We start from the raw sequence: 20,224 nt of genomic DNA, 5'->3' as shown, positions 1-20,224 counted from the left end.
GGCGGCGATGCTTTGCGCCTCAGCCGTTTGGGTTCCCTCCGGCGCGCGGGCGCAAGAGGCCGACCCGGAGCTGGAGGCGCTGATCCCCGATGGCGCGATCGCCGATGCCGAGGGGTGGGCGACGGGTGCCGATCCGGGCAGCGTCAGCGAAGACGCCGCCGATACCCCCATCGACGAGACCGGCTACACGCTCGCCTGGCCGGATGACGAACGGCTCGCCATCGATATCGAACCGGTCGCGCCCGATCCGGCGCTTGCCGAATGGCTCGACCCGTCCGGCCCGGAAATCGCCGCCGACCTGCGCAGCGCCGACATGGAAAGCGATTTCGCCGGGCGGGAAAGCGATTTGATAGGCACGGCCCTGTCCGACCGGATCACGCTTGCCTATCCAGAAACCTTTGCGCGGTTCGGCCAGTTCGAGAATTTTACCACCCGATTCCTCGCTCTGTCGACGCTGGAGTCGCTTGCCGACGATGACGATACGCTGGCGCAGGTGGTCAACCGTGCACGCGCGGATCAGGATGTGCTGGCCCGGCTGCTCACCGTCTACGGGTTCTACGACGCCGATATCCGGCGCGAACTCGCCGGACGGGGGCCGGGGGCGGGGAAAGAGCCCGCGCAGGGTACCGATGCGACCGACGCGCCTTCGCCGGTGGATGACGGGTCCTATGCGCGGTTCCGCTTCGTACTGGAGCCGGGGCCGCGTTACCGGCTGACGGCGATCGATCTTGGTTCGCTCGGCGCGACCGGGACGGACTGTGCGATGCTGCGCCGCAGCTTTGCGGTGGAGGTGGGCGATCCCATCGATCTCGACGCGATCACGTTCGAACGGATCGACCTTCAATATGCGCTGGCGCAGAACGGCTACCCCTTTGCCGAGGTCGCGGAGCCGCAGCTCACCATCGACCACGCGGTGGATGGCGGAACGCTGTCGATGCCGGTCGCGCCGGGCGGCAGATACCGGTTCGGCACGGTCACGAGCACGGATCCCGATTTCCTTTCGGGCCGGCACCTGGCGCAAATCGCCCGGTTCGAGTCCGGCGATACCTACCGCGGCAGCGATGTGGAGGATCTGCGCGAGGCGATCCTGCAAACAGGGCTCGCCTCCACCTTGACCGTGCGCCCGCGCGCCGTCGTGCCGCCCACCGACGGGGAGCCGGGCACGGTCGCGATCGATGTCGACATCACGCCCGCCCCGCTGCGCACGATTGCCGGTGCCATCGGGTACGGCACGGGGCAGGGTTTCCGGCTCGCGGCGAGTTGGGAGCACCGCAATTTCTTCCCGCCCGAAGGCATGCTGCGCCTGCGCGGAATCGCGGGCACGCAGGAACAGCTCATCGGCGCAACGTTCCGGCGCAACAATTTTACAGGGCGCGACCGTGTCCTCACGCTCGACCTTTTTGCCAACACGATCGACCGCGACGCTTACGAGGCCCGGACAATTTCGGCCATCGCCCGTTACGAACGGCTTTCGACGCTGATCTTTCAGAAACGCTTTGTCTGGGCGGCGGGGCTCGAACTCGTCGCGTCGCAGGAGCGCGAGGGCGCGCTTGATGGCAATCTCGGCCCGCGCGAAACCTATTTCGTGGTCGCGGCACCGGGGCGGATCGGTTTCGATGAAAGCGACGACCTGCTCGACCCGCGGCGAGGATGGCGCGCATCGCTGCTGCTGTCCCCGGAATTCAGCCGCAACAATTCGACAGGCTCGCAAGGGGTGTACGCCCGCGCGATCCTCGACGGCAGTTTTTATCAGCCCCTCACCGACCGCATCACCGGGGCGGGGCGGGTGCGTTTCGGCACGATCACGGGGCTGGGGCTGTCCGACATCGCGCCCTCGCGCCGGCTTTACGCGGGCGGCGGCGGGTCGGTGCGCGGCTACGGCTATCAACAGATCGGCCCGAAGGATACGATCGGCGATCCGACGGGGGGCCGATCGCTGACCGAATTCGCGCTGGAGGCACGGGTGCGCACCGGGCTGTTCGACGGTGCCCTTTCCGTGGTTCCGTTCATCGACGCGGGCGCGGTCGATACCACCACCACACCGCGATTTTCGGACCTGCAATTCGGCGCGGGCGTCGGCATACGGTATCACACGAATTTCGGCCCGTTGCGGGTCGATCTCGCCACGCCGATCAATCCGCGTCCAGGCGATGGCCCGGTGGCGGTCTATGTCTCGCTGGGTCAGGCGTTTTGACCGGCACGCAGGATAATGTTGTGGTCGAGGAGGCGGTGCCCGAAAAGTCCCGGCGGAACTGGGCCCGGTACTGGCGCATCCGGATAACGGCGGGCGTCGCATTGATGTTCGTGGCCGTTGCGGCGTTTTTCGCCGTGATCGACAGCCCGATCGGCCATCGCTTCATCGTCGACTCGCTCTCGCGCTATGCGCCCGCGTCCGGGCTTCGTATCGAGGTCGGGCGGATCGAGGGTTCCGTCCTTGATGAGGCGATCCTGCGCGATGTGCGCTTTTCCGACCCGGAGGGCGTGTTCGCCCGCGTGCCGGAGGTGGAGCTGGCATGGAAGCCGTTCGCATGGTTCACGAACGGCCTTGATGTGCGGCGTCTGATCTTCCGTCGCGGCGAGCTGATGCGGATGCCCGCACTCAACCCCGGCGACCCGGATGCGCCGATAGTGCCGAATTTCGACATCCGCATCGACAGGCTAAAATTCGATGCATTGACCGTCGGCCCGCAAATCGCGGGGGAGGCGCGGCGCGTCAACCTGCTCGGCCAGGCCCGGATCACGGACGGGCGGGCGAGGATCGCCATCGACAGCGCACTGGGCGGTGCGGACCGGTTGGCCGCACGGCTGGACATGGCGGAGGCGGACAATCGCTTCGACCTCGAAATCGACTATCGCGCACCGGCTGGCGGTCTGCTCGCGGGCATGGTCGGCGCGCGCGAGGATCTGCGTGCCGTGGTCACGGGAGATGGCGATTGGCGGCGGTGGGACGGGCGTCTGCTCATCCGGCGCGGTGGAGACACGTTCGCGGCCTTTCGCCTGTCCAACCGGGCGGGGCGATATGGCGCGCTGGGGCGGATCTATCCCGGCGACCTGCTCACCGGCCTGCCCGCCCGCGCGGCGGGCGAGGCCGTTTCATTGCGCGCCGAAGGAACCTTGCGCAACAGCATCGTCGATGGCGCCGCCCGGTTCAAGGGGCGCGGCCTTCGCGGCGATGTCCGCGGGGCGGTCGACCTCGCCGAAAACCGTTTCGACGGGTTGGTCGCGCGGCTGCGTTTGCGCGATCCGGCGCTGCTTGGCGGTGATCTGCGCCTCCGGGGGATGACGGCGCGGCTCGCCTTCGACGGGGCGTTTCGCGGGTCTGCGGTCGGGTACGAGGCGGCGGCGGATCGCGTGACGTTGGGCGCGCTGCGGCTGTCGCGGGTGCGGGCACGGGGTACGGGCATGCTGGAAAACGGGCGCCTGACCGTGCCCCTCCGGTTGATGGCGGGGGGAATTGCAACGGGGGTCGTGCCGCTCGACCGGCAGCTTCGCGGTGCGGTGCTCACAGGGACGCTGGTGCATTCCGACGGGCAGCTCACGGCGGAGGCATTGCGCCTCGCCGGGCCGGGGATCGATGCGCGGCTCGCGCTACGCGGGGATATGCGGCGGGGGCTCTACGCATTGTCCGGGCCAGTCGCGGCAGATGGCGTTCCGTTCGCCAATCTGGGCACAGTGAACGTTCGCGGCGACATCGCGGCCACACTTGGCGGTCCGCGAAAATGGACGCTGAATGCCGCGCTCAACGGGCGGATGGCCCGGATCACGAACGCTGCGCTGCGCAATATCGCGGGGCCGCCGGTTCGCTTTTCCGGGCGGTTGGAGCTTGCCGCCGGGCAACCGATCCTGATCCGCACGGCGCGCATCGACGCACGCGATGTCGATCTTTCGCTGACCGGCAGGCGCGCGCTCGACGGAACGGTGACTTTGTCCGGCACGGGCCGTCACATCCGGTTCGGCGCGTTCGAGATCGAGAGCAGCATCGTCGGCAGCGGGCCGAGCGCGGTGCTCGTCTTTGCCTCCCCCTACGCCCCGGCGGGCCTACGCGATGTGCGCGTGGCCGTGAACCCGAGCGAGGACGGATTCCGGATCGAGACGGAGGGGCAATCGCTTCTCGGCATGTTCGATGGCGTGCTCGACGTGCTCGCACTGCCGGGCGGCGGGACGGCTATCGCTGTGCAGCGCCTCACCATCAGCGATACCGGCGTCACCGGTCAGTTGCGCCTGTTGCCGGGCGGTGTCGCCGGTGAGCTTGCGGTGTCCGGGGGCGGTGTTTCGGGAACGCTCGCCCTGTCCCCGGATGCGGCGGGGCAGGGGGAGCAGGGGGTCGATGCCGCCCTGCGTCTGCGCAATGCGCGGTTCGCAGGGGTAGTCCCGATCGAGGTGCGCACAGCGAATATCCGGATCGACGGAACGATGGGCGATGATGCGACGCTCGACGCCGCCATCAATGCGCAGGGGATTTCGCGCGGCGACATCTTTATCGGACGGCTCGCGGCGGAGGGGCGGTTGCGCAACGGGGCGGGTGATTTCCGGGCCCGCATTGCCGGGCGGCGGGGCAGCCGCTTTGCCCTGCGCGTGGCGGGCGACGTGTCGCGCGAAAGGATCGCGGTCGGCGCACGCGGGCGCTATGCCGGGCGGGACATTTCCATGCCGCGCCGCGCCGTCCTGCTCCGCCGGGATGGGCCGGGCGGCACGCAATGGGAATTGCAGCGTAGCCAGATCGATTTCGCCGGCGGACGGCTCCAGGCCGAGGGGCAGCTTGGCGGGGTGAACGCCATCACGCTGAAACTCGCGGACATGCCGATGTCGGTCGGCGATCTCTTGATCAGCGATCTCGGCCTGGGCGGAACGGCGTCGGGCGTCGTCACCTACCGCGACATGCCGGGCGAGGCGCCGACCGGGCGGGCGCGCCTGCTGTTCGACGATCTGACCCGGTCGGGGCTGGTGCTGACCTCGCGGCCGGTCGATCTGGCGGTGGTGGCGGAATTGTCGGCGGGCCGGTTCGAAACGCGCGCGGTCATCCGCGAGAACGGCAATCGCAGCGGACGGCTGCAGGCGCGTATCGACGACCTCCCGGCGAGCGGCGCGGTGGTCGACCGGCTGCGCGCCGGGCGCCTTTCGGGGCAGGCACGTTATCGCGGGCCGGCCGATGCGATCTGGCGTCTGGTCGCGGTGGAACTGTTCGACCTTACCGGCGAGGTGCGCATCGCCGCCAACATGCGCGGCACGCTCGACGATCCGCAATTGCGCGGCACCATCCGCAGCGACGACCTCCGCATGCAGAGCGCGCTTACGGGGACCGACATCGACGCCATTGACCTGCGCGGCAATTTCGATGGCTCCATCCTGCGGATCGGGCGGTTTTCCGGGCGCGCGGGGAATGGCGGCACGGTTTCGGGCAGCGGCACCATCGACCTGTCCAATATTGCGCAGCGCGGTGTCGGCTTGGATATCCGCATCGCCGCACAGCAAGCGCAATTGCTCCGCCGGGATGAAATCAGCGCCGTGGTAACGGGGCCGATGCGCATCCTTGCCCGCGACAATCGCGGCACGATCGCCGGGCGGCTTCGCGTGGATCGCGGGCGATGGCAATTGGGACGTGCATCGGCGGCGCAAAGCCTGCCGAACGTGGCGACGCGGGAAATCAACCTCCCCGCGGATCAGCAGGCGGCGCGGTCGCGCATGGGGCCGTGGCGCTATCTCATCGACGTGCGTGCCGACGATCGTTTCGCCGTGACCGGCCTCGGCCTCGACAGCGAGTGGGAGGCCGATGTCCGCATTCGCGGCACCATCGCGGCACCGCGCCTTTATGGCGAGGCGGAGCTCGTTCGCGGCGGGTATCAGTTTTCGGGCCAGCGTTTCGAACTCGAACGTGGCCGTATTCAGTTTACCGGCGAAAATCCGCCCGATCCGCAGTTGAACGTGCTCGCCGTCGCCGATGTGGAGGATATCGACGCCCGCATCGCGATCAGCGGTTCCGCGCTCGCGCCGCAGATCGCCTTTTCCTCCGTGCCGGCCCTGCCGGAGGAAGAGGTGCTGTCCCGCCTGCTGTTCGGCGATTCCATTGCCAATATCTCCGCGGCGGAGGCGTTACAGCTCGGCTCCGCGGTCGCTGCGCTCCAAGGGGGCGGGAGCGGTCTCGACCCGATCAACCGCTTGCGCAGCGCGATCGGTCTCGACCGGCTTCGCATCGTCGGCGCTGATGAGGCGCTGGGCCGGGGCACCAGCGTCGCGGCGGGCGAGTATCTGGGGCGTAATCTCTATGTCGAGCTGATTACCGACGGGCGCGGCTATAGCGCGAGCGCGCTCGAATACCGGGTGACGAGCTGGCTTTCCCTGCTCGCCAGCGTGTCGTCCATCGGGTATAATTCGGTCGGGGCCGAGGTCAGCCGGGATTACTGACCCGCCATGCGGGTGCCGAGCATGCGCCCCGCACCCGGCACCGGCGTTACTGGGTTTTCAGCATCGCATCGACCGGGATCGCGACGCCATTATTGGCGATGATCGCGCCCCCTGTGACGAGAGCGGTGCCGCCATCCTCGTCCGTGACGCGGATCGCATCGCCATCCTTTGCGAAGGTCAGCATGGTCCCGGCCATGTTCTGCATTTCGACGCTGCCGTTGTTTTCGAGCGCGCGGGCGATATCGGGCACGGTGAACGCACCCGGCAGGACATGTTCGCGCAGCACCGCGGCCAGCACGGCATCCGCATTCTCACCCCCACCGCCGGAGGGGGCAGCCTTGTCGAAGGCAGCATCACTGGGCGCGAGGATCGTGTAGCTCGCCGTTCCGTCGAAGATGGTGGCCATCGCCGTTTCATTGAGCGCACCGCTCAACCGAGAAAGTCCGTCCGCATCGGCAAGCGCCGCGGCCAGCGATTCGTTGCGCGCATCGGTCGCTTCACTCGCCGCATCTTCGGCCTCGTCCGAACCGCATGCGGCCAGCGGCGCGACAAGCAACAGCGCCGCGGACAGGTTGCGCAAAATCTGGTTCATCGGTTTTCCTTCCCCGCCCATCACAGAAGCTCGATCACGGCCTGGACGAGCTGCGTCGTCGGATCGATCCGGTAGACATAGCCGTCGCTGTATCGATAACGCGCGTCCGGCCCGTCGCGGTAACGGTCGCGGTAGTTATATGGCACGTTATAGACATCGTAGCCCGACGGCATCGGCTGTCCCACGCGAATGTCATTGCCGGTGAGCAGCGCCGCGACCGTGGTGATGGCCTGCGTCGCAGGATCGATCCGGTAGATCGTATTGTCGGCGTAGCGATAGCTCTGCGCCTTGCCGAGGTCGTAATAGGATTGATAATAGGATGGGAGCGGATCCTGCCGGAACCAGTTCGGCCAACGCTGTCCCGGCGAAAGCGCACCGGCGAGCAACGGGTAATAGCCGCTGATCCTGCCGCCGTCGCCGATCCGAACCAGATTGCCGTCGTAATACCGATACCGCCCGTCGGTCATGTTGGGCAAATCCCACCAGTCGGCACGGTCATACCGGCGCTCGGCCTTCCGCGCGAGGCCGGGCGGCATGCACCCGTTGTTCTTCTTTGCAAGGCCGGGCGGGCAGCCGTCGACGGGCCGATAATCGGGTGAGCGCCGGTCGTAGAAGATGTCGCCGACGGGACTATCGCGGTAATCGCTGGTGGAATAATAATCATCGCGAATGGCGCGAATGTCGCGATCCTGCCGGCCGTTGCCGTTGTGGCGCTGCATTACTGGACGGTTGCCATTCCCGGCGCCGTTGCCATTGCCATTGCCATTAAGGGATCGGGCGGAATTGCCGCGCGGTTGGACGTCGTTGGTGTGACGGGCGTTGCCGTTGCCATTCCCGTTGCCGGGATTACGAGGACCGGCAGAGGCTTGTTTGTCCGGCTTTCCGCCACCATTGCCGCGGTTGCCGGCTCCATTATTGCCGCGTGCATTGGCATTGCCTTTGCCGTTTGCGTCATTGGCGGCCGCCTGGCCTTTCGCTTGTCCGTTGCCTTGGCCGTTTCCGGGCTGCGCGTGGGCGACCGGGGCGGATAAGGCAAGCACGGCAACGCCGATCAAGAACTTGCGCATTGTTAATCTCCTTTGCAGGCATAACACATTGCAAAGGCGCACGGTTCCATAGGGGCGTGCGCTGCGGCATCGTCCCTGTCCGATAAGCATGCCACGAAAAAGGGCGCCCGACCCACGGACGGACGCCCTTCACAAACTAACGTCCCGAGGGAATCAGGCGCTGTAGTACATGTCGAATTCGACCGCGCTGGGCGTGGTTTCGAAACGCAGCACGTCGGCCCATTTCAATTCGGCATAGGCGTCGATCTGCTCCTTGGTGAACACTCCGCCCTCGAGCAGGAACTCATGATCAGCCTCGAGCGCGGTCAGCGCCTCTCGCAGCGAACCGCATACGGTCGGCACCTCGGCCAGCTCCGCCGGGGGCAGGTCGTAGAGATTCTTGTCCATCGCGTCGCCGGGGTGGATCTTGTTCTTGATCCCGTCGATGCCGGCCATCAACAGCGCCGCGAACGAGAGATAGGGATTGGCCAGCGGATCGGGGAAGCGGAATTCGACGCGCTTCGCCTTTTCGCCCGCGCCATACGGAATGCGGCACGATGCCGACCGGTTGCGCGCGGAATAGGCGAGGAGCACCGGCGCCTCGAACCCGGGCACCAGACGCTTGTAGCTGTTGGTGGTGGGGTTGGTGAAGGCGTTCAATGCCTTGGCATGCTTGATCACGCCGCCGATGTAGTAAAGGCAATTGTCCGAAAGGCCGGCATAGCCGTTGCCGGCAAAGGTCGGCTTGCCATTGTCCCAGATCGACATGTGGGTGTGCATGCCCGACCCGTTGTCGGCCTTGATCGGCTTGGGCATGAAGGTCGCGGTCTTGCCATAGGCCTGCGCCACCATGTGGACGACATATTTGTAGATCTGCACCCGGTCGGCCGTCTGCGTCAGCGTGCCGAAGGTGATGCCCAGCTCGTGCTGCGCGGAGGCGACCTCGTGGTGATGCTTGTCCATGGGCAGGCCCATTTCGACCATCGTCGTGACCATCTCGGCGCGGATGTCCATGGCGCTGTCGACCGGCGCGACGGGGAAATAGCCACCCTTGGCGCGGGGACGGTGGGCGAGGTTGCCGCCTTCGTAATCGCGGTTCGAATTGGTCGGCAGTTCGATGTCGTCGATGCGATAGCCCGAGCCATCGTAACCGTCATAGAACTTCACGTCGTCGAACATGAAGAATTCCGGTTCCGGCCCGACATAGACGGTGTCGCCAAGCCCGGTGGTCTTCAGGAATTCCTCGGCCCGCTTGGCGGTGGAGCGGGGGTCGCGGCCATACAACTCACCGGTCGAGGGTTCGACGATGTCGCAGAACAGGACGAGCATCGGGGTCGCGGAGAACGGATCGATATAGGCCGCGTCGAGATCGGGCTTCAGGATCATGTCCGATTCGTTGATCGTCTTCCACCCCTCGATCGAGGAGCCGTCGAACATCAGACCCTGTTCCAGCTCGTCCTCACCCAGCGGCCCGGCCAGCATCTGAAGATGCTGCCACTTGCCCTTGGGGTCGGTGAAACGCAGATCGACCCACTCGATCTCTTCGTCCTTGATCCGTTTCAGGATGTCGCTTGCAGAAGCCATGTTCATACCTTTCGTCTTGGGACCCGGGCGGGCCGGGGATTTATCGTGAGAATTTCGACATTCCGCGCGCGTGCCGCGCGGTCGCTGCGCGAATTCAGACCGCGTCGGCGTCGCGTTCGCCGGTGCGGATGCGGATCGCCGATTCGATCGGGGATACGAAGATCTTGCCATCGCCGATGCGTCCGGTCTGTGCCGCGCCGGCGATCGCCTCGACCACGCGTTCGGCAAGATCGGCGGCAACGATCACCTCAAGCTTCACCTTGGGCAGGAAATCGACGACATATTCGGCGCCGCGATACAGCTCCGTATGCCCCTTCTGCCGCCCGAAGCCCTTGGCCTCGGTGACGGTGATCCCGGTGACGCCGACCTCGTGAAGGGCTTCCTTCACCTCGTCGAGCTTGAACGGCTTGATGATTGCCTCGATCTTTTTCACAGCGCTTTCAAGGCTCCCGCAAATGCGCTTCCCGCACGATGCGGCAAGGGCGGGAATGCCGGAATGCCGCGTCGGGGCGACGGGAAGATTCGCCGTCCGACTAGGGCGGAACCCTAGGCGATGGACAACCCGAACGAAAGGGGGCGGAGCCGCGAAAGGAGCGCTTTTTGACGAGATTTGCAAAATAAACTTGCGCGTCAAACCGCGCAATGATGCCTAATCGTGCAGCTTGTGCTTAAATATTGGGCGGTGCCTGTCACACAGGCACTATTCGGCGAGGTTCAGCCCCGTCGCCTCATCGAACCCGGCCATGATATTGAGGTTCTGAAGCGCGGCACCGCTCGCCCCCTTGCCCAGATTGTCGAGCGTCGCGGCCAGCCGGATCTGGGTGCCGTCCGCGCTTGCGAACACGTGCAGCACGATCCCGTCATGCGCGCCGCCCTCACCATCGAGCAGCAGCGCGGCGCGGTCCTTGTCCTCAAGCGTGACGGTGACAATCGGCGAACCGGCGTAGCGTTCGCGCAGGGCGGCGCGCATCGCATCCGCATCGGCCGTAACCGCCATGGCGGCGGCGGGGATCGGTACCTCCACCACCATGCCGCGCATCGTGGGCACGACCGCCGGCGCGAACACCGGCGCGTGGGTCAGCCCCGCATGTTTCTGCATTTCGGGCAGATGCTTGTGCCCGCCGTGCAAGGCATAGCCGCGAAACGCAGGCGGGTTTTCGCCATTGCGGTAATCGGCGATCATCGCCTTGCCGCCGCCCGAATATCCGGACACGGCATGACACACGAAGGGGAAATCCGCCGGCAGCAGTCCGCCCGCCACCAATGGCGCGACAAGAGCCAGGAACCCGGTCGGATAGCAGCCTGGATTGGACACGAAACGCGCCCCCGCGATGGCGGCGTGTCCGACCAGTTCCGCAAAACCATAGGTCCACCCATCCGCGACGCGATGCGCGGTCGATGCGTCGATCACGCGAGTGGTATCGTTGCGGATCATGGCGACCGATTCGCGTGCGGCATCGTCGGGAAGGCACAGAATGGCGATGTCGCAGTCATTCAGCGCCTCTGCCCGCGCGGCATCGTCCTTGCGCCGGTCGTCGGGCAGGGCGATCATCTCGATCCCGCTACGCCCGGTCAGCCGTTCGGCGATCTCAAGCCCGGTCGTCCAGGCCGCCCCATCGATGAAGACGCGCACGCTCATGCCTCGGCCACCAGCGCATCGGACGCGACGTAGCCTGCCGTTCCGCCCCGCGTGCTGCCCCAGGCGTATCCACCCGAAAAATCGAGCACGTCGAACCTGTCCCCTTCTGTAAGCGACCCGACCGGACCGGCCCCGGCCTGCGGCGAGGCCGTGATCGTTACGGCCCGCGTCGCGACATGCGTCATCGGCACCGCGTAATGCGGCACGAAGATCCTGCCGGCCAGATCGATATGCGCAAGATCGCCGCGCGCGGGAAGGGGCACGTCGTCACGCTCCCGCGGGCCGGACAGGTTGAAACTGCGCGGCTGCGGCTCTTTGGAAATGGACAGGGTAGCTGGATCGGGCAAGGGCGGCGTTTTTCTGATCGAGTGAAAGTCTTTCGCGAACGCGCCGCTTAGACCGCCGTGCCGGGAGAGGCAAGTTTCCGCCCCGCCGGCCCCGTTCAATTGCCGCCGAAACGGGCCTGCACCATGTGCCATGCCGCCCTGAGGCCGAGCGCGGCGCCCCCCTTGGGCCGTCCCGGTTTTGCGGCCGGGCGCCAGGCGAACGTGTCGAAATGCGCCCAGTCGAGATCGTCGGCGACGAATGCATCGAGGAACAGCCCCGCCGTGATCGCGCCGGCGAACCCGCCGCTGGCCGAATTGGCCATGTCGGCGATGTCGCTTTTCAACATGTCGCGATAGGTTTCGGGAAGCGGCAGGCGCCAGCATTCGTCGTCATGCGCCTTACCCGCGGTGAGCAATGCATCGGCGGTCGCGTCGCGCCGCGCCATCAGCGCCGGGAGGTCGGGGCCAAGCGCCACGCGCGCCGCGCCGGTCAGCGTGGCGAAATCGATGATGAGTTCAGGCTTCGTCTCGCTCGCCCGCGTCAGCGCATCGCCGAGGATCAGACGCCCTTCGGCATCGGTATTGGTGATTTCCACGGTCTTTCCCGCCCGCGATGTCAGGACGTCGCCAGGCCGGAATGCGTTGCCGGCAATCGCGTTCTCCACCGCCGGGACGAGGCAATGCAGACGCACGTTCAGCCCCCGCGCCATGATCAGCTGCGCCAGCGCCAAGGCATGGGCCGAACCGCCCATGTCTTTCTTCATCAGCGCCATGCCGCTCGCCCCCTTGATGTCGAGCCCGCCGGAATCGAAGCACACGCCCTTGCCCACGATGGCGAGCCGCGGCGCATTTTCATCGCCCCATTCGATTTCGATCATGCGCGGCGCGAACCCGCGGGCGGCGGCGCGGCCCACGGCGTGAACCATCGGATATTCGCGTTCGAGCGTGTCGCCGCGCGTCACCGATATCGTCGCTCCGTATGCCTTGGCGATGCGCTCGGCCTCGGCCTCCAGCGCTTCGGGGCCCATGTCCTCTGCCGGAGTATTGACGAGGTCGCGCACCAGATTCGCGGCCTCGGCCTCCGCGATGGCGGCATCGATGGCGGCGGCTTGTTGTGTGAGGAGGATGCGCGGGCCTTCGGCCTCGGCGTTCTTTTTATACCGGTCATACCGATATTGCGCGGTCTGCCACCCGAACAGCGCGGGCCCGGCGTCCCCTCTGGCAAGGCGGTAGGTGCCGGCGGGCAGCACCTCGGCAAGTTTTGCCAGACACCAGCTCGACAAATTGGCCGGATTGGCGACGCCGCCCACCGCGAACCAGCCGTCCCCATCGGGCAGAATTGCGGTTTCATACCCCTTGCCCTCGAATTTCTGCGCCGCGAGCGCCGCGCGTTGCGGCGCGCAGAGTGCGTTCCGCCATGCGTCGAACCCGTCCTTGTTGACGAGGTGGAGCGCGATCGCGTCCTGGCCGCGGTCGGCCTCGATAAGGGCGGGGCTCTTTTCGGTTCGGTTCATCGTATCCATATCCTTGGTTGTCGCCGCGATAGACGGCGCTGCCATCCGCTAGCGAGGGAAATCTGTATGTTTCGAACGGCTCTTGCCACCGCCCTGTTCCTGCCCGTGCTGGCGGGATGCTCCGACAATGGCGCGGCGGAGCCTGCGGCATCGCGGCCAAGCGAGGACGCGGCAACGGTCGCCGCCGAGGCCGTCACTCCGGCGGAACCGGGCCGGGCCGAGGCGGTGGATGAAAGCACCGACGATTTCCAATTCGCCTATAGCTGGCCTGCCGCTGCGGGAACCGGCCCGTTGAAGGACGCGCTCACCGCAGAGCGGCAGCGCCTGCGCAACGAGATCGCGACAAGCGCCAGCGCCGCGCGGCGGGAGGCGCTGGCATCGGGCTATCCCTTCCGCCCCTTCGGTTTTGACAAAAAATGGAGCGTTGTGACGCAAACGCCGCGCTTCGTCTCGCTGTCGGCGGAGACCTATGCTTACGAAGGGGGCGCGCACGGGATGCAGACCTTCGATGCGCTGGTGCTCGACCGGGAGAAGAACCTGGTGCTTCAGCCCGGCACGATGTTTTCGGGTACCGCCGCGCTTGGCGATGCGGTGCGCGGGCCGATGTGCGACGCGCTCGACCGTGCGCGGGCTGAAAGGCGCGGCGACATGGGCACGCAGGGCGGGTGGGAGAATGAATGCATCGACCCCGTAGCCGATGCCGCGATGATCCTGGGGTCGAGCGACGGGCGCCGTATCGACCGGCTCGGCTTTCTCATCGGATCGTCGGTCGCCGGCTCGCATGCGGAGGGCAGCTACGATGTCACCATTCCGGTGACAGAGGCGGTGATCGCCGCGCTACGCCCCGAATATCGCGACGCCTTTGCCACAGCGCCGGAGGGGTAAGCGTCGACCGGCCCGGCGTTTGACCACTCGCAATCCGGCCCGCGCGCCGCTACATGGGGGCGCATGACACAGTATCAGATCGTAGACGACACCGACATCCTGCCGCGCGACGGCACCATCAAGCTGCATGGCGAGGCCGGTTTTGCCGGCATGCGCAAGGCGGGAAGGCTGGCGGCCGAAATCCTCGATGCGATGGCCGAAATGGTGCGTCCCGGCATCACGACGGGCGCACTCGACGATGCGGTGCGATCGATGACGCTCGACGCCGGGGCGGTTCCGGCAACGGCGGGCTATCGCGGATACCGGCACAGCTGCTGCATCTCGATCAATCACGTGGTGTGCCACGGCATTCCGTCGGAAAAGACGCTGAAGGATGGCGACATCGTCAATATCGACGTGACGCCGCTGCTCAACGGGTGGCACGGCGATAGCTCGCGCATGTATCTTGTCGGCGATGTGCCGTTAAAGGCGCGGCGGCTGGTCGACGTGACGTATGAATGCCTGATGATCGGGATCGAGCAGGCCCGCCCCGGCGCGAGGCTCGGCGATATTGCGTCCGCCATCCAAACGCATGCCGAAAACCACCGCTACGGCGTGGTGCGCGAATTTTGCGGGCACGGGCTCGGACGGTTGTTCCACGATGCGCCCGAAGTCGTCCATGCCGGTCGCGCGGGGACCGGCCCTGAACTAAAGCCGGGCATGTTCTTCACCATCGAGCCGATGATCAATCTGGGCAAGGCCGGGGTAAAGCTCCTCGACGATGGATGGACGGCGGTGACGCGCGACCGTTCGTTGTCGGCGCAGTTCGAACATTCCATCGGCATTACCGAGGACGGCTGCGAAATCTTCACGCTCAGCCCGAAGGAGCGCCACGCGCCTCCCTACGAGGTGTGAGCGCGCGCGACTGTCGCGAAATGCCTGGCATAAAATAAACGCCCCGGCTCCTCTTGGCGGGAACCGGGGCGTTTCCTCTCCAACCGGCTTCGCGCCGACCGGAACGATCGTGGCGCGCGGCCTCAATCCTCCGGGGCGATTTGAACCTTCATACCGTCCAGATCGCCCGACATCGGGATCTGACAGGAAAGTCGCGAATTCTCTTTACGATGGTCGGAGCTGTCGAGGAGATCGTCCTCGTCAGCCGAAATCTTCGGCATTTTGTCGCCGAACGCGGGATCGACATAGACGTGGCATGTCGCGCAGGAGCAGCAGCCCCCGCAAAGCGCCAGCAATTCATCGAAACCATTGTCGCGGATCGCTTCCATCACGGTCAGCCCGTCCTGCGCTTCGACCGGCTTTTCCTCGCCTTCGCGATTGACGACAATCAGTTGCGGCATAGTCTGTCCCTATGTTTCGGCGGCGATGCGCGGGACATCGCTTGCCTGTCCGGGGCGGGCTGCTATCGGGTTACGCGGGATTTGGCAAGCCTGCTTTTGGTCGGGTGCAGCATGGCGGGGGAACGGCGATGGGTCTGACGAATGCGCAAATCGCCGCGGGGCTGGACGCCATCGCCGCCCGCGATCCGCAGGTGGCGGCCGCGCTGAAGGCGGTCGGCTACCCACAGGAACGCATTCGCGAGCGCGGATACCGCACCTTGCTGCGCACCATCGTGGGGCAACAGGTTTCGGTCGCGGCGGCGGATGCGGTGTGGGGCAGGCTGGTCGCGCACCTGGGCGAGGATATTCCGCCGCGCGCCGTGCTGGCGGCGGACTTCGACGCGTTGCGCGCCTGCGGTCTGTCGCGGCAGAAACAGGGTTATGCCCGGTCACTGTGCGCGTTGATCGCGGATGGCGCACTCGACCTGCACGCTCTGCCGGCCGATGACGAGGAGGCGATTGCCGCTCTCACGCAGGTCAAGGGGATCGGCCGCTGGTCGGCGGAAATCTACCTGCTTTTTGCCGAGGGACGGCCCGACATCTGGCCTGCCGGCGATCTCGCCGTGCAGGTGGGCGCGGGGCGCATTGCCGGGCTTTCGGAACGTCCCGACGAACGCGAAACCCGCGCGCTTGCCGAAAAATGGCGACCGCATCGCGGCGCGATGGCGATCTTCACCTGGCATTATTACCAGAATCCGGCGCTATAACGCGGCGTCGATCGCCCGCGCCATGTCCGCATCGCGCGCCGACAATCCGTCCGCGTCATGGGTGGTGAGCGTGATGTCCACCCGGTTGTAGACATTGCTCCATTCAGGATGATGATCCGCCTTTTCCGCGAGCATGGCAACGCGCGTCATGAACCCGAACGCCGCCACGAAATCGTCGAAGACGAAGCGCCGTTCGATCGCGCCGCCATCTTCGCGCAGCGTCCATTCCGGCGCCTGCGCCAGCATTGCACCGATTTCCTCTTTCGTCAGCCTGTCGACCATACTCGTTTCATTCCCCTGGCTTGGCACGCGGCCCTTCATCTCATAGACCGGCGCGATGGCCGCCGCCCTTTCCGTTCCGCCCGCCCCTTCGGCTCCCACGGCATTTGCGAATGCCGCGCTGGGTGCGCGGGATCTTGCATGCCGCCGCGGCGAACGGCTTTTGTTCGCACGGCTGTCCTTGCGGTTGAGGCACGGCGATGCGCTCCATCTGGCAGGGCCGAACGGCGTGGGCAAGTCCAGCCTCATCCGGATACTGGCGGGATTGTCGCGGCCCTTCGCCGGCACTGTGGAGCGGAGCGGCGATATTGCCCTGCTCGATGAACGCCTGGCGCTCGACACGCATCTGCCGCTGGGCCGGGCGCTCGATTTCTGGGCGCGGTGCGACGGGCTGCATGCCGATGCCGCGGCGCGCATCGCAAAGCGGGTCGGGATCGGCGGCCTGCTCGACGTGCCGGTGCGCTATCTCTCCACCGGACAGCGGCGGCGGGCCGCGCTCGCGCGTATGGCGGGACGCGGCGCGGCGATCTGGATGCTAGACGAACCGCTCAACGGGCTGGACGCCGCATCGACCGACATGGTGGAGGCGCTCATCGCGGAACATTGCGGGGCGGGCGGCATCGCGCTCGTCGCGTCGCACCAGCCGATCCGACTGCCTGGCATGGCGCGCCTGTCGATACCGGATTACGCCGCGTGACGGCGCTATGGGCCCGGGTGTTTCGCCGCGACATCGCCATGCTACTGACCGGTGGGCGGCGGGGCGGGGCGGGATTGCCGGTGCTGTTCTTCCTCGCCGTCGCCATGCTCTATCCCTTTGCGGTGGGGCCGGATGCGGCCCTGCTCGCGCGCAGCGGCGGGGGGATCGTGTGGGTCGCGGCGTTGCTGGCGGCGATCCTTCCGCTCGACCGTCTGGTGGAGCCGGACCTCGATGCCGGGTTCTTCGATCAATGGGCGCTTCGCGGGTTGAGCGAGGAATGGATCATGACGGCGCGCATCGGTGCGCACTGGCTGACTTTTGCCGTGCCGTTGATGATGGCGGCCTTGCCCGCGTCGGCGCTGCTGGGATTGACGGGGGGGCAGGTGCGGATCGTCATGCTGGGTCTGCTCGCGGGGACGCCGGGGCTGGCGGCACTGGGTGTGATGGTGGCGGGGATCACGGCGGGGCTGCGCGGGGGGGCGGCGCTTTCGGGGCTGCTGATCGTACCGCTGGCGATACCGCTGCTGATCTTCGGCGCGGGCAGCCTGTCGAGTGGGGGCGAGGGCGGCATCGCACTCACCGGTGCGGTCAGCCTGGTGCTGGTTGCGATCGCGCCCTTTGCGGCGGGCGCGGCGGTGCGCGCGGCCCGCGATTGAGCGCCGCTTTATCGTTGCCCTTTGGCCATGCGCCTCCTACCTTGGCGAAGATGCAGACAATCCCTGATACATTATCGCTTATCGGCAACACCCGGCTCGTCCGGCTCGCCGGGCCGAGCGAGGCCGCCGGATGCGACATTTTCGGCAAGTGCGAGTTCGAGAATCCCGGCGCGTCGGTGAAGGATCGCGCCGCGCTGTGGATCGTGCATGATGCGGAGGAGCGTGGCGCGCTGAAACCCGGTGGCACCATTGTGGAGGGTACGGCCGGGAACACCGGGATCGGCATGGCGCTTGTCGCCAATGCGCGCGGGTATCGCACCATCATCGTCATGCCCGAAACGCAATCGCGCGAAAAGATGGACACGTTGCGGGCGCTGGGCGCGGAACTGGTGCTGGTCCCGGCCGCGCCCTTTTCCAATCCGGGCCATTTCGTGCACACCTCCCGCCGCCTCGCCGAGGAGACAGACGGCGCGATCTGGGCCAATCAGTTCGACAATACCGCCAATCGCAAGGCCCATATCGACAGCACGGCACCCGAAATCTGGGACCAGATGGAGGAGCGCGTCGACGGGTTCACCTGCGCGGCGGGTACAGGCGGCACCATTGCCGGGGTCGGCATGGGGTTGAAGGAACGCAGCGAGGACGTGCGCATCGCATTGTCCGACCCGCACGGGGCCGCACTCTACAATTACTACGCGAATGGCGAATTGAAGGCAGAGGGCAGCTCCGTCGCAGAAGGGATCGGGCAGGGGCGCATCACCGCCAATCTCGAAGGGGCGCCGATCGACACGCAATATCGCATTTCGGACGAGGAAGGCCTGGATTGGGTGCGCCGCCTGCTCAAGGAGGAGGGGCTGTGTCTTGGTCTTTCGTCGGGCATCAATGTGGCGGGGGCGATTCGTCTGGGGCAGGATCTGACGCGCGATCTTGGCCGGCCGGCGCGTGTGGCGACGATCCTGTGCGATACGGGCTTCCGCTATCTCTCCAGCCTCTACAATCCCGAATGGTTGCGGGCAAAGGGGCTTCCCGTCTTTCCCTGGCTGAACGGGTGAGGGGGGCACGGTCATGGCGCTGACCCGCGGGTTTGCCCGGCGCGAAGCGTCCGCCAGGAAGGCCGAGCGCGATTCCGCTGCCCTGCGCGGCGCCCGCGCCCAGGCGAGCCAGCGCATACAGCTCGGCATCACGGGCATCGGCGCGATGCTGCTCCTCGTCGCGCTGGCCAGCACCATCATGGAGCAGGCGCGCGAGGCCGAGGACCCCCAGATCGCGGCGCAGGAAGGCGCGGAGGCCAAAGCCAACCGCAGCGACCCGCTGGTCGATATCGGCGTCGTCCCCGAATTGCCCGCAGAGGGCGAGGCGGGCAGCGTGCGCGATCTTCCCGCCGCCGAGCTCCCCCCGACACAGACCGCCCCGCCAACGCAGCCCGCAGGCAATGGCAATCGCGATGGCGGCGGCCCCGCGCAATAGGATGCGCAGGATTGCCGCCCTTTTCGCCGCATTCGCGCTATGCGGGTGCAACACGGGCGTAGGTGCAGGCGCTGGTGAGGGCGGGGGCGGTGCGGACACCGCCGACGCGACGCCCGTTTCGGACAGCGACGCCAAGACACGCACGGCCCACAGGCCCGCGCTCGCCTTGTTCACCAGCCTGCCGATATTCTGGGCCGAGGGGGACATCGACGCGCTGCTCGACGGGAAAACGCGGGACCATTGGGCAAAAGCGGTGATTGCGCGCGAATATGCGTTGCAGCCTGTCGACCGGCTGACCCAGTTGGGCAACCCGGCGAATGGCGGTGTGCAGCGCCTATTCATGGCGCAGCCGCGCGCATTGGCGGGCGATGAGAATGTCGCGCTCGACAGCTGGGTGCGCGGCGGCGGACGGCTCGTGCTGCTCGCCGATCCGATGCTGGAGGCGCATTCGGAATACGGGCTGGGCGATCGCCGCAGGCCGGAGGCGATGGCGATGCTCTCGCCGATCCTGGCGCGTTGGGGCCTCGAACTCGCCTATGACGAGGCGCAGGGCGAGGGCTGGCGCATGGCACCGACGCCCATGCCGCTGCCCATCTCGCAAGCCGGCCATTTCCGGCTGACTGGCAAGGGGCACGATTCGCATTGCGAGACGCAGGCGGGCGGGCTGATCGCGCGATGCCGGATCGGGGACGGCACGGTCCTGGCGATTGCCGATGCGGCGCTCCTGCAGGACGGCGACACCCCGGTGGAGAGCGCGAAAACCGCTTTGCGCGCGATGCTGAAGACGCTCGAAGCGCCGCTCTGACAGCTCCGCGTCCTCCCGATCGGGGATCGCGCGGGACGGATGGCCGACATGACCGCAAAACGATGGGGATTGCACGGGACGAGCCGTGTCGATTGACGTTTCCTTGCGGATTCGCATAGTTAGCGGACGGTAAACGCGGTCCGGGAACGCACGTAAAGCTCATTTTGGGCGTAGTTTCCCGCGAATTCCCCTTTCATCCCCACCCCCTTTGGGTTAATAGCGATTCCATTCACTGGAACGATCATTTCCCGC

The 20,224-nt window shown here is 66.5% G+C and carries 20 protein-coding genes; 11 read left to right on the top strand and 9 right to left on the bottom strand.

Going from position 1 to position 20,224, the window contains the following annotated elements; all coding sequences use genetic code 11:
- Positions 1-7: 7 nt before the first annotated feature.
- A complete protein-coding gene (locus K4G67_RS00330; RefSeq protein WP_239804431.1) occupies positions 8-2,194 on the top strand; it encodes an autotransporter assembly complex protein TamA in 2,187 nt (728 codons plus the stop codon).
- Positions 2,191-6,402, top strand: coding sequence for a translocation/assembly module TamB domain-containing protein (locus K4G67_RS00325; protein ID WP_239804430.1), 4,212 nt, complete (start codon positions 2,191-2,193; stop codon positions 6,400-6,402). Before K4G67_RS00330 ends, K4G67_RS00325 begins: the two co-directional genes overlap by 4 nt.
- A gap of 46 nt (positions 6,403-6,448) precedes the next feature.
- Here K4G67_RS00325 and K4G67_RS00320 read toward each other — a convergent pair whose 3' ends face one another.
- Positions 6,449-6,994 carry a fasciclin domain-containing protein gene (locus K4G67_RS00320; RefSeq protein WP_239804429.1) on the bottom strand — a complete coding sequence of 182 codons (546 nt, stop codon included), beginning with the start codon at positions 6,992-6,994 and terminating at the stop codon, positions 6,449-6,451.
- A 20-nt stretch (positions 6,995-7,014) separates the two neighbouring features.
- Complete coding sequence (locus K4G67_RS00315) at positions 7,015-7,713, bottom strand: hypothetical protein (protein WP_239804428.1); 699 nt, start codon at positions 7,711-7,713, stop codon at positions 7,015-7,017.
- Between K4G67_RS00315 and K4G67_RS00310 the strand changes: the two genes are divergently transcribed.
- The gene (locus tag K4G67_RS00310) at positions 7,702-8,025 is read left to right on the top strand and encodes a hypothetical protein (RefSeq protein ID WP_239804427.1); all 324 of its coding nucleotides are present in this window, start codon (positions 7,702-7,704) and stop codon (positions 8,023-8,025) included. The genes K4G67_RS00315 and K4G67_RS00310 overlap by 12 nt on opposite strands.
- A gap of 189 nt (positions 8,026-8,214) precedes the next feature.
- On the opposite strand, the gene glnA is transcribed toward K4G67_RS00310, so the two are convergent.
- From glnA to K4G67_RS00285, 5 genes are all read right to left on the bottom strand, one after another.
- Positions 8,215-9,624: a type I glutamate--ammonia ligase gene (glnA, locus tag K4G67_RS00305; protein WP_239804426.1), complete on the bottom strand. Its 1,410-nt coding sequence runs from the start codon at positions 9,622-9,624 to the stop codon at positions 8,215-8,217.
- A gap of 94 nt (positions 9,625-9,718) precedes the next feature.
- Positions 9,719-10,057, bottom strand: a complete 339-nt coding sequence (locus K4G67_RS00300) for a P-II family nitrogen regulator (protein WP_239804425.1) — start codon at positions 10,055-10,057, stop codon at positions 9,719-9,721.
- A 267-nt stretch (positions 10,058-10,324) separates the two neighbouring features.
- Entirely contained in the window at positions 10,325-11,263 is a 939-nt protein-coding gene (gene argC, locus K4G67_RS00295) for an N-acetyl-gamma-glutamyl-phosphate reductase (RefSeq protein ID WP_239804424.1), read from the bottom strand.
- Positions 11,260-11,610: an SH3 domain-containing protein gene (locus K4G67_RS00290; RefSeq protein ID WP_239804423.1), complete on the bottom strand. Its 351-nt coding sequence runs from the start codon at positions 11,608-11,610 to the stop codon at positions 11,260-11,262. The genes argC and K4G67_RS00290 overlap by 4 nt, the downstream gene beginning before the upstream one ends.
- 95 nt (positions 11,611-11,705) lie before the next feature.
- Positions 11,706-13,103 carry a leucyl aminopeptidase family protein gene (locus tag K4G67_RS00285; RefSeq protein ID WP_239804422.1) on the bottom strand — a complete coding sequence of 466 codons (1,398 nt, stop codon included), beginning with the start codon at positions 13,101-13,103 and terminating at the stop codon, positions 11,706-11,708.
- Positions 13,104-13,169: 66 nt separating this feature from the next.
- Here K4G67_RS00285 and K4G67_RS00280 point away from each other — a divergent pair, with 66 nt between their 5' ends.
- Together K4G67_RS00280 and map are read left to right on the top strand one after the other, a co-directional pair.
- The gene (locus K4G67_RS00280; protein WP_239804421.1) at positions 13,170-13,988 is read left to right on the top strand and encodes a DUF4163 domain-containing protein; all 819 of its coding nucleotides are present in this window, start codon (positions 13,170-13,172) and stop codon (positions 13,986-13,988) included.
- 63 nt (positions 13,989-14,051) lie between these two features.
- The gene (gene map, locus K4G67_RS00275) at positions 14,052-14,882 is read left to right on the top strand and encodes a type I methionyl aminopeptidase (protein ID WP_239804420.1); all 831 of its coding nucleotides are present in this window, start codon (positions 14,052-14,054) and stop codon (positions 14,880-14,882) included.
- Between the two features lie 122 nt (positions 14,883-15,004).
- On the opposite strand, the gene K4G67_RS00270 is transcribed toward map, so the two are convergent.
- Positions 15,005-15,322, bottom strand: a complete 318-nt coding sequence (locus K4G67_RS00270; protein WP_239804419.1) for a 2Fe-2S iron-sulfur cluster-binding protein — start codon at positions 15,320-15,322, stop codon at positions 15,005-15,007.
- 128 nt (positions 15,323-15,450) lie between these two features.
- On the opposite strand from K4G67_RS00270, the gene K4G67_RS00265 reads away from it, so the two are divergent.
- Entirely contained in the window at positions 15,451-16,068 is a 618-nt protein-coding gene (locus K4G67_RS00265; protein ID WP_239804418.1) for a DNA-3-methyladenine glycosylase family protein, read from the top strand.
- Here the strand turns inward: K4G67_RS00265 and K4G67_RS00260 are convergent.
- Entirely contained in the window at positions 16,063-16,350 is a 288-nt protein-coding gene (locus K4G67_RS00260; RefSeq protein WP_239804417.1) for a 4a-hydroxytetrahydrobiopterin dehydratase, read from the bottom strand. The genes K4G67_RS00265 and K4G67_RS00260 overlap by 6 nt on opposite strands.
- Positions 16,351-16,405: 55 nt before the next feature.
- Here K4G67_RS00260 and ccmA point away from each other — a divergent pair, with 55 nt between their 5' ends.
- From ccmA to K4G67_RS00235, 5 genes are read left to right on the top strand one after another with little or no spacing between them, the layout of a single operon-like run.
- Positions 16,406-17,044, top strand: coding sequence for a heme ABC exporter ATP-binding protein CcmA (gene ccmA, locus K4G67_RS00255; protein ID WP_239804416.1), 639 nt, complete (start codon positions 16,406-16,408; stop codon positions 17,042-17,044).
- A gap of 38 nt (positions 17,045-17,082) precedes the next feature.
- Positions 17,083-17,700 (top strand): heme exporter protein CcmB, encoded by a 618-nt coding sequence (locus K4G67_RS00250; RefSeq protein ID WP_420829968.1) that lies wholly within the window; start codon positions 17,083-17,085, stop codon positions 17,698-17,700.
- A gap of 50 nt (positions 17,701-17,750) precedes the next feature.
- Positions 17,751-18,752, top strand: a complete 1,002-nt coding sequence (locus tag K4G67_RS00245) for a cysteine synthase A (RefSeq protein WP_239804414.1) — start codon at positions 17,751-17,753, stop codon at positions 18,750-18,752.
- Positions 18,753-18,765: 13 nt separating this feature from the next.
- Complete coding sequence (locus K4G67_RS00240) at positions 18,766-19,167, top strand: hypothetical protein (RefSeq protein ID WP_239804413.1); 402 nt, start codon at positions 18,766-18,768, stop codon at positions 19,165-19,167.
- 1 nt (position 19,168) lies between these two features.
- A complete protein-coding gene (locus tag K4G67_RS00235) occupies positions 19,169-19,972 on the top strand; it encodes an ABC transporter (RefSeq protein WP_239804412.1) in 804 nt (267 codons plus the stop codon).
- Positions 19,973-20,224: the final 252 nt, after the last annotated feature.

The organism is Croceicoccus hydrothermalis (assembly GCF_022378335.1).
In the GTDB taxonomy this organism is placed as follows: Bacteria; Pseudomonadota; Alphaproteobacteria; order Sphingomonadales; family Sphingomonadaceae; genus Croceicoccus; species Croceicoccus hydrothermalis.
This window is presented reverse-complemented; position numbering and strand designations above follow the sequence as displayed.

What these genes read in the sequence shown, in the direction of transcription:
- K4G67_RS00245 (WP_239804414.1), top strand. Translation starts at nt 17,751, where the DNA reads ATGCAGACAATCCCTGATACATTATCGCTTATCGGCAACACCCGGCTC.
- K4G67_RS00270 (WP_239804419.1), bottom strand. Translation starts at nt 15,322, where the DNA reads ATGCCGCAACTGATTGTCGTCAATCGCGAAGGCGAGGAAAAGCCGGTC.
- K4G67_RS00250 (WP_420829968.1), top strand. Translation starts at nt 17,083, where the DNA reads ATGCTACTGACCGGTGGGCGGCGGGGCGGGGCGGGATTGCCGGTGCTG.
- K4G67_RS00320 (WP_239804429.1), bottom strand. Translation starts at nt 6,994, where the DNA reads ATGAACCAGATTTTGCGCAACCTGTCCGCGGCGCTGTTGCTTGTCGCG.
- K4G67_RS00235 (WP_239804412.1), top strand. Translation starts at nt 19,169, where the DNA reads ATGCGCAGGATTGCCGCCCTTTTCGCCGCATTCGCGCTATGCGGGTGC.
- K4G67_RS00265 (WP_239804418.1), top strand. Translation starts at nt 15,451, where the DNA reads ATGGGTCTGACGAATGCGCAAATCGCCGCGGGGCTGGACGCCATCGCC.
- K4G67_RS00240 (WP_239804413.1), top strand. Translation starts at nt 18,766, where the DNA reads ATGGCGCTGACCCGCGGGTTTGCCCGGCGCGAAGCGTCCGCCAGGAAG.
- ccmA (WP_239804416.1), top strand. Translation starts at nt 16,406, where the DNA reads ATGGCCGCCGCCCTTTCCGTTCCGCCCGCCCCTTCGGCTCCCACGGCA.
- argC (WP_239804424.1), bottom strand. Translation starts at nt 11,263, where the DNA reads ATGAGCGTGCGCGTCTTCATCGATGGGGCGGCCTGGACGACCGGGCTT.
- glnA (WP_239804426.1), bottom strand. Translation starts at nt 9,624, where the DNA reads ATGGCTTCTGCAAGCGACATCCTGAAACGGATCAAGGACGAAGAGATC.
- K4G67_RS00315 (WP_239804428.1), bottom strand. Translation starts at nt 7,713, where the DNA reads ATGCAGCGCCACAACGGCAACGGCCGGCAGGATCGCGACATTCGCGCC.
- map (WP_239804420.1), top strand. Translation starts at nt 14,052, where the DNA reads ATGACACAGTATCAGATCGTAGACGACACCGACATCCTGCCGCGCGAC.
- K4G67_RS00260 (WP_239804417.1), bottom strand. Translation starts at nt 16,350, where the DNA reads ATGGTCGACAGGCTGACGAAAGAGGAAATCGGTGCAATGCTGGCGCAG.
- K4G67_RS00280 (WP_239804421.1), top strand. Translation starts at nt 13,170, where the DNA reads ATGTTTCGAACGGCTCTTGCCACCGCCCTGTTCCTGCCCGTGCTGGCG.
- K4G67_RS00330 (WP_239804431.1), top strand. Translation starts at nt 8, where the DNA reads ATGCTTTGCGCCTCAGCCGTTTGGGTTCCCTCCGGCGCGCGGGCGCAA.
- K4G67_RS00285 (WP_239804422.1), bottom strand. Translation starts at nt 13,103, where the DNA reads ATGAACCGAACCGAAAAGAGCCCCGCCCTTATCGAGGCCGACCGCGGC.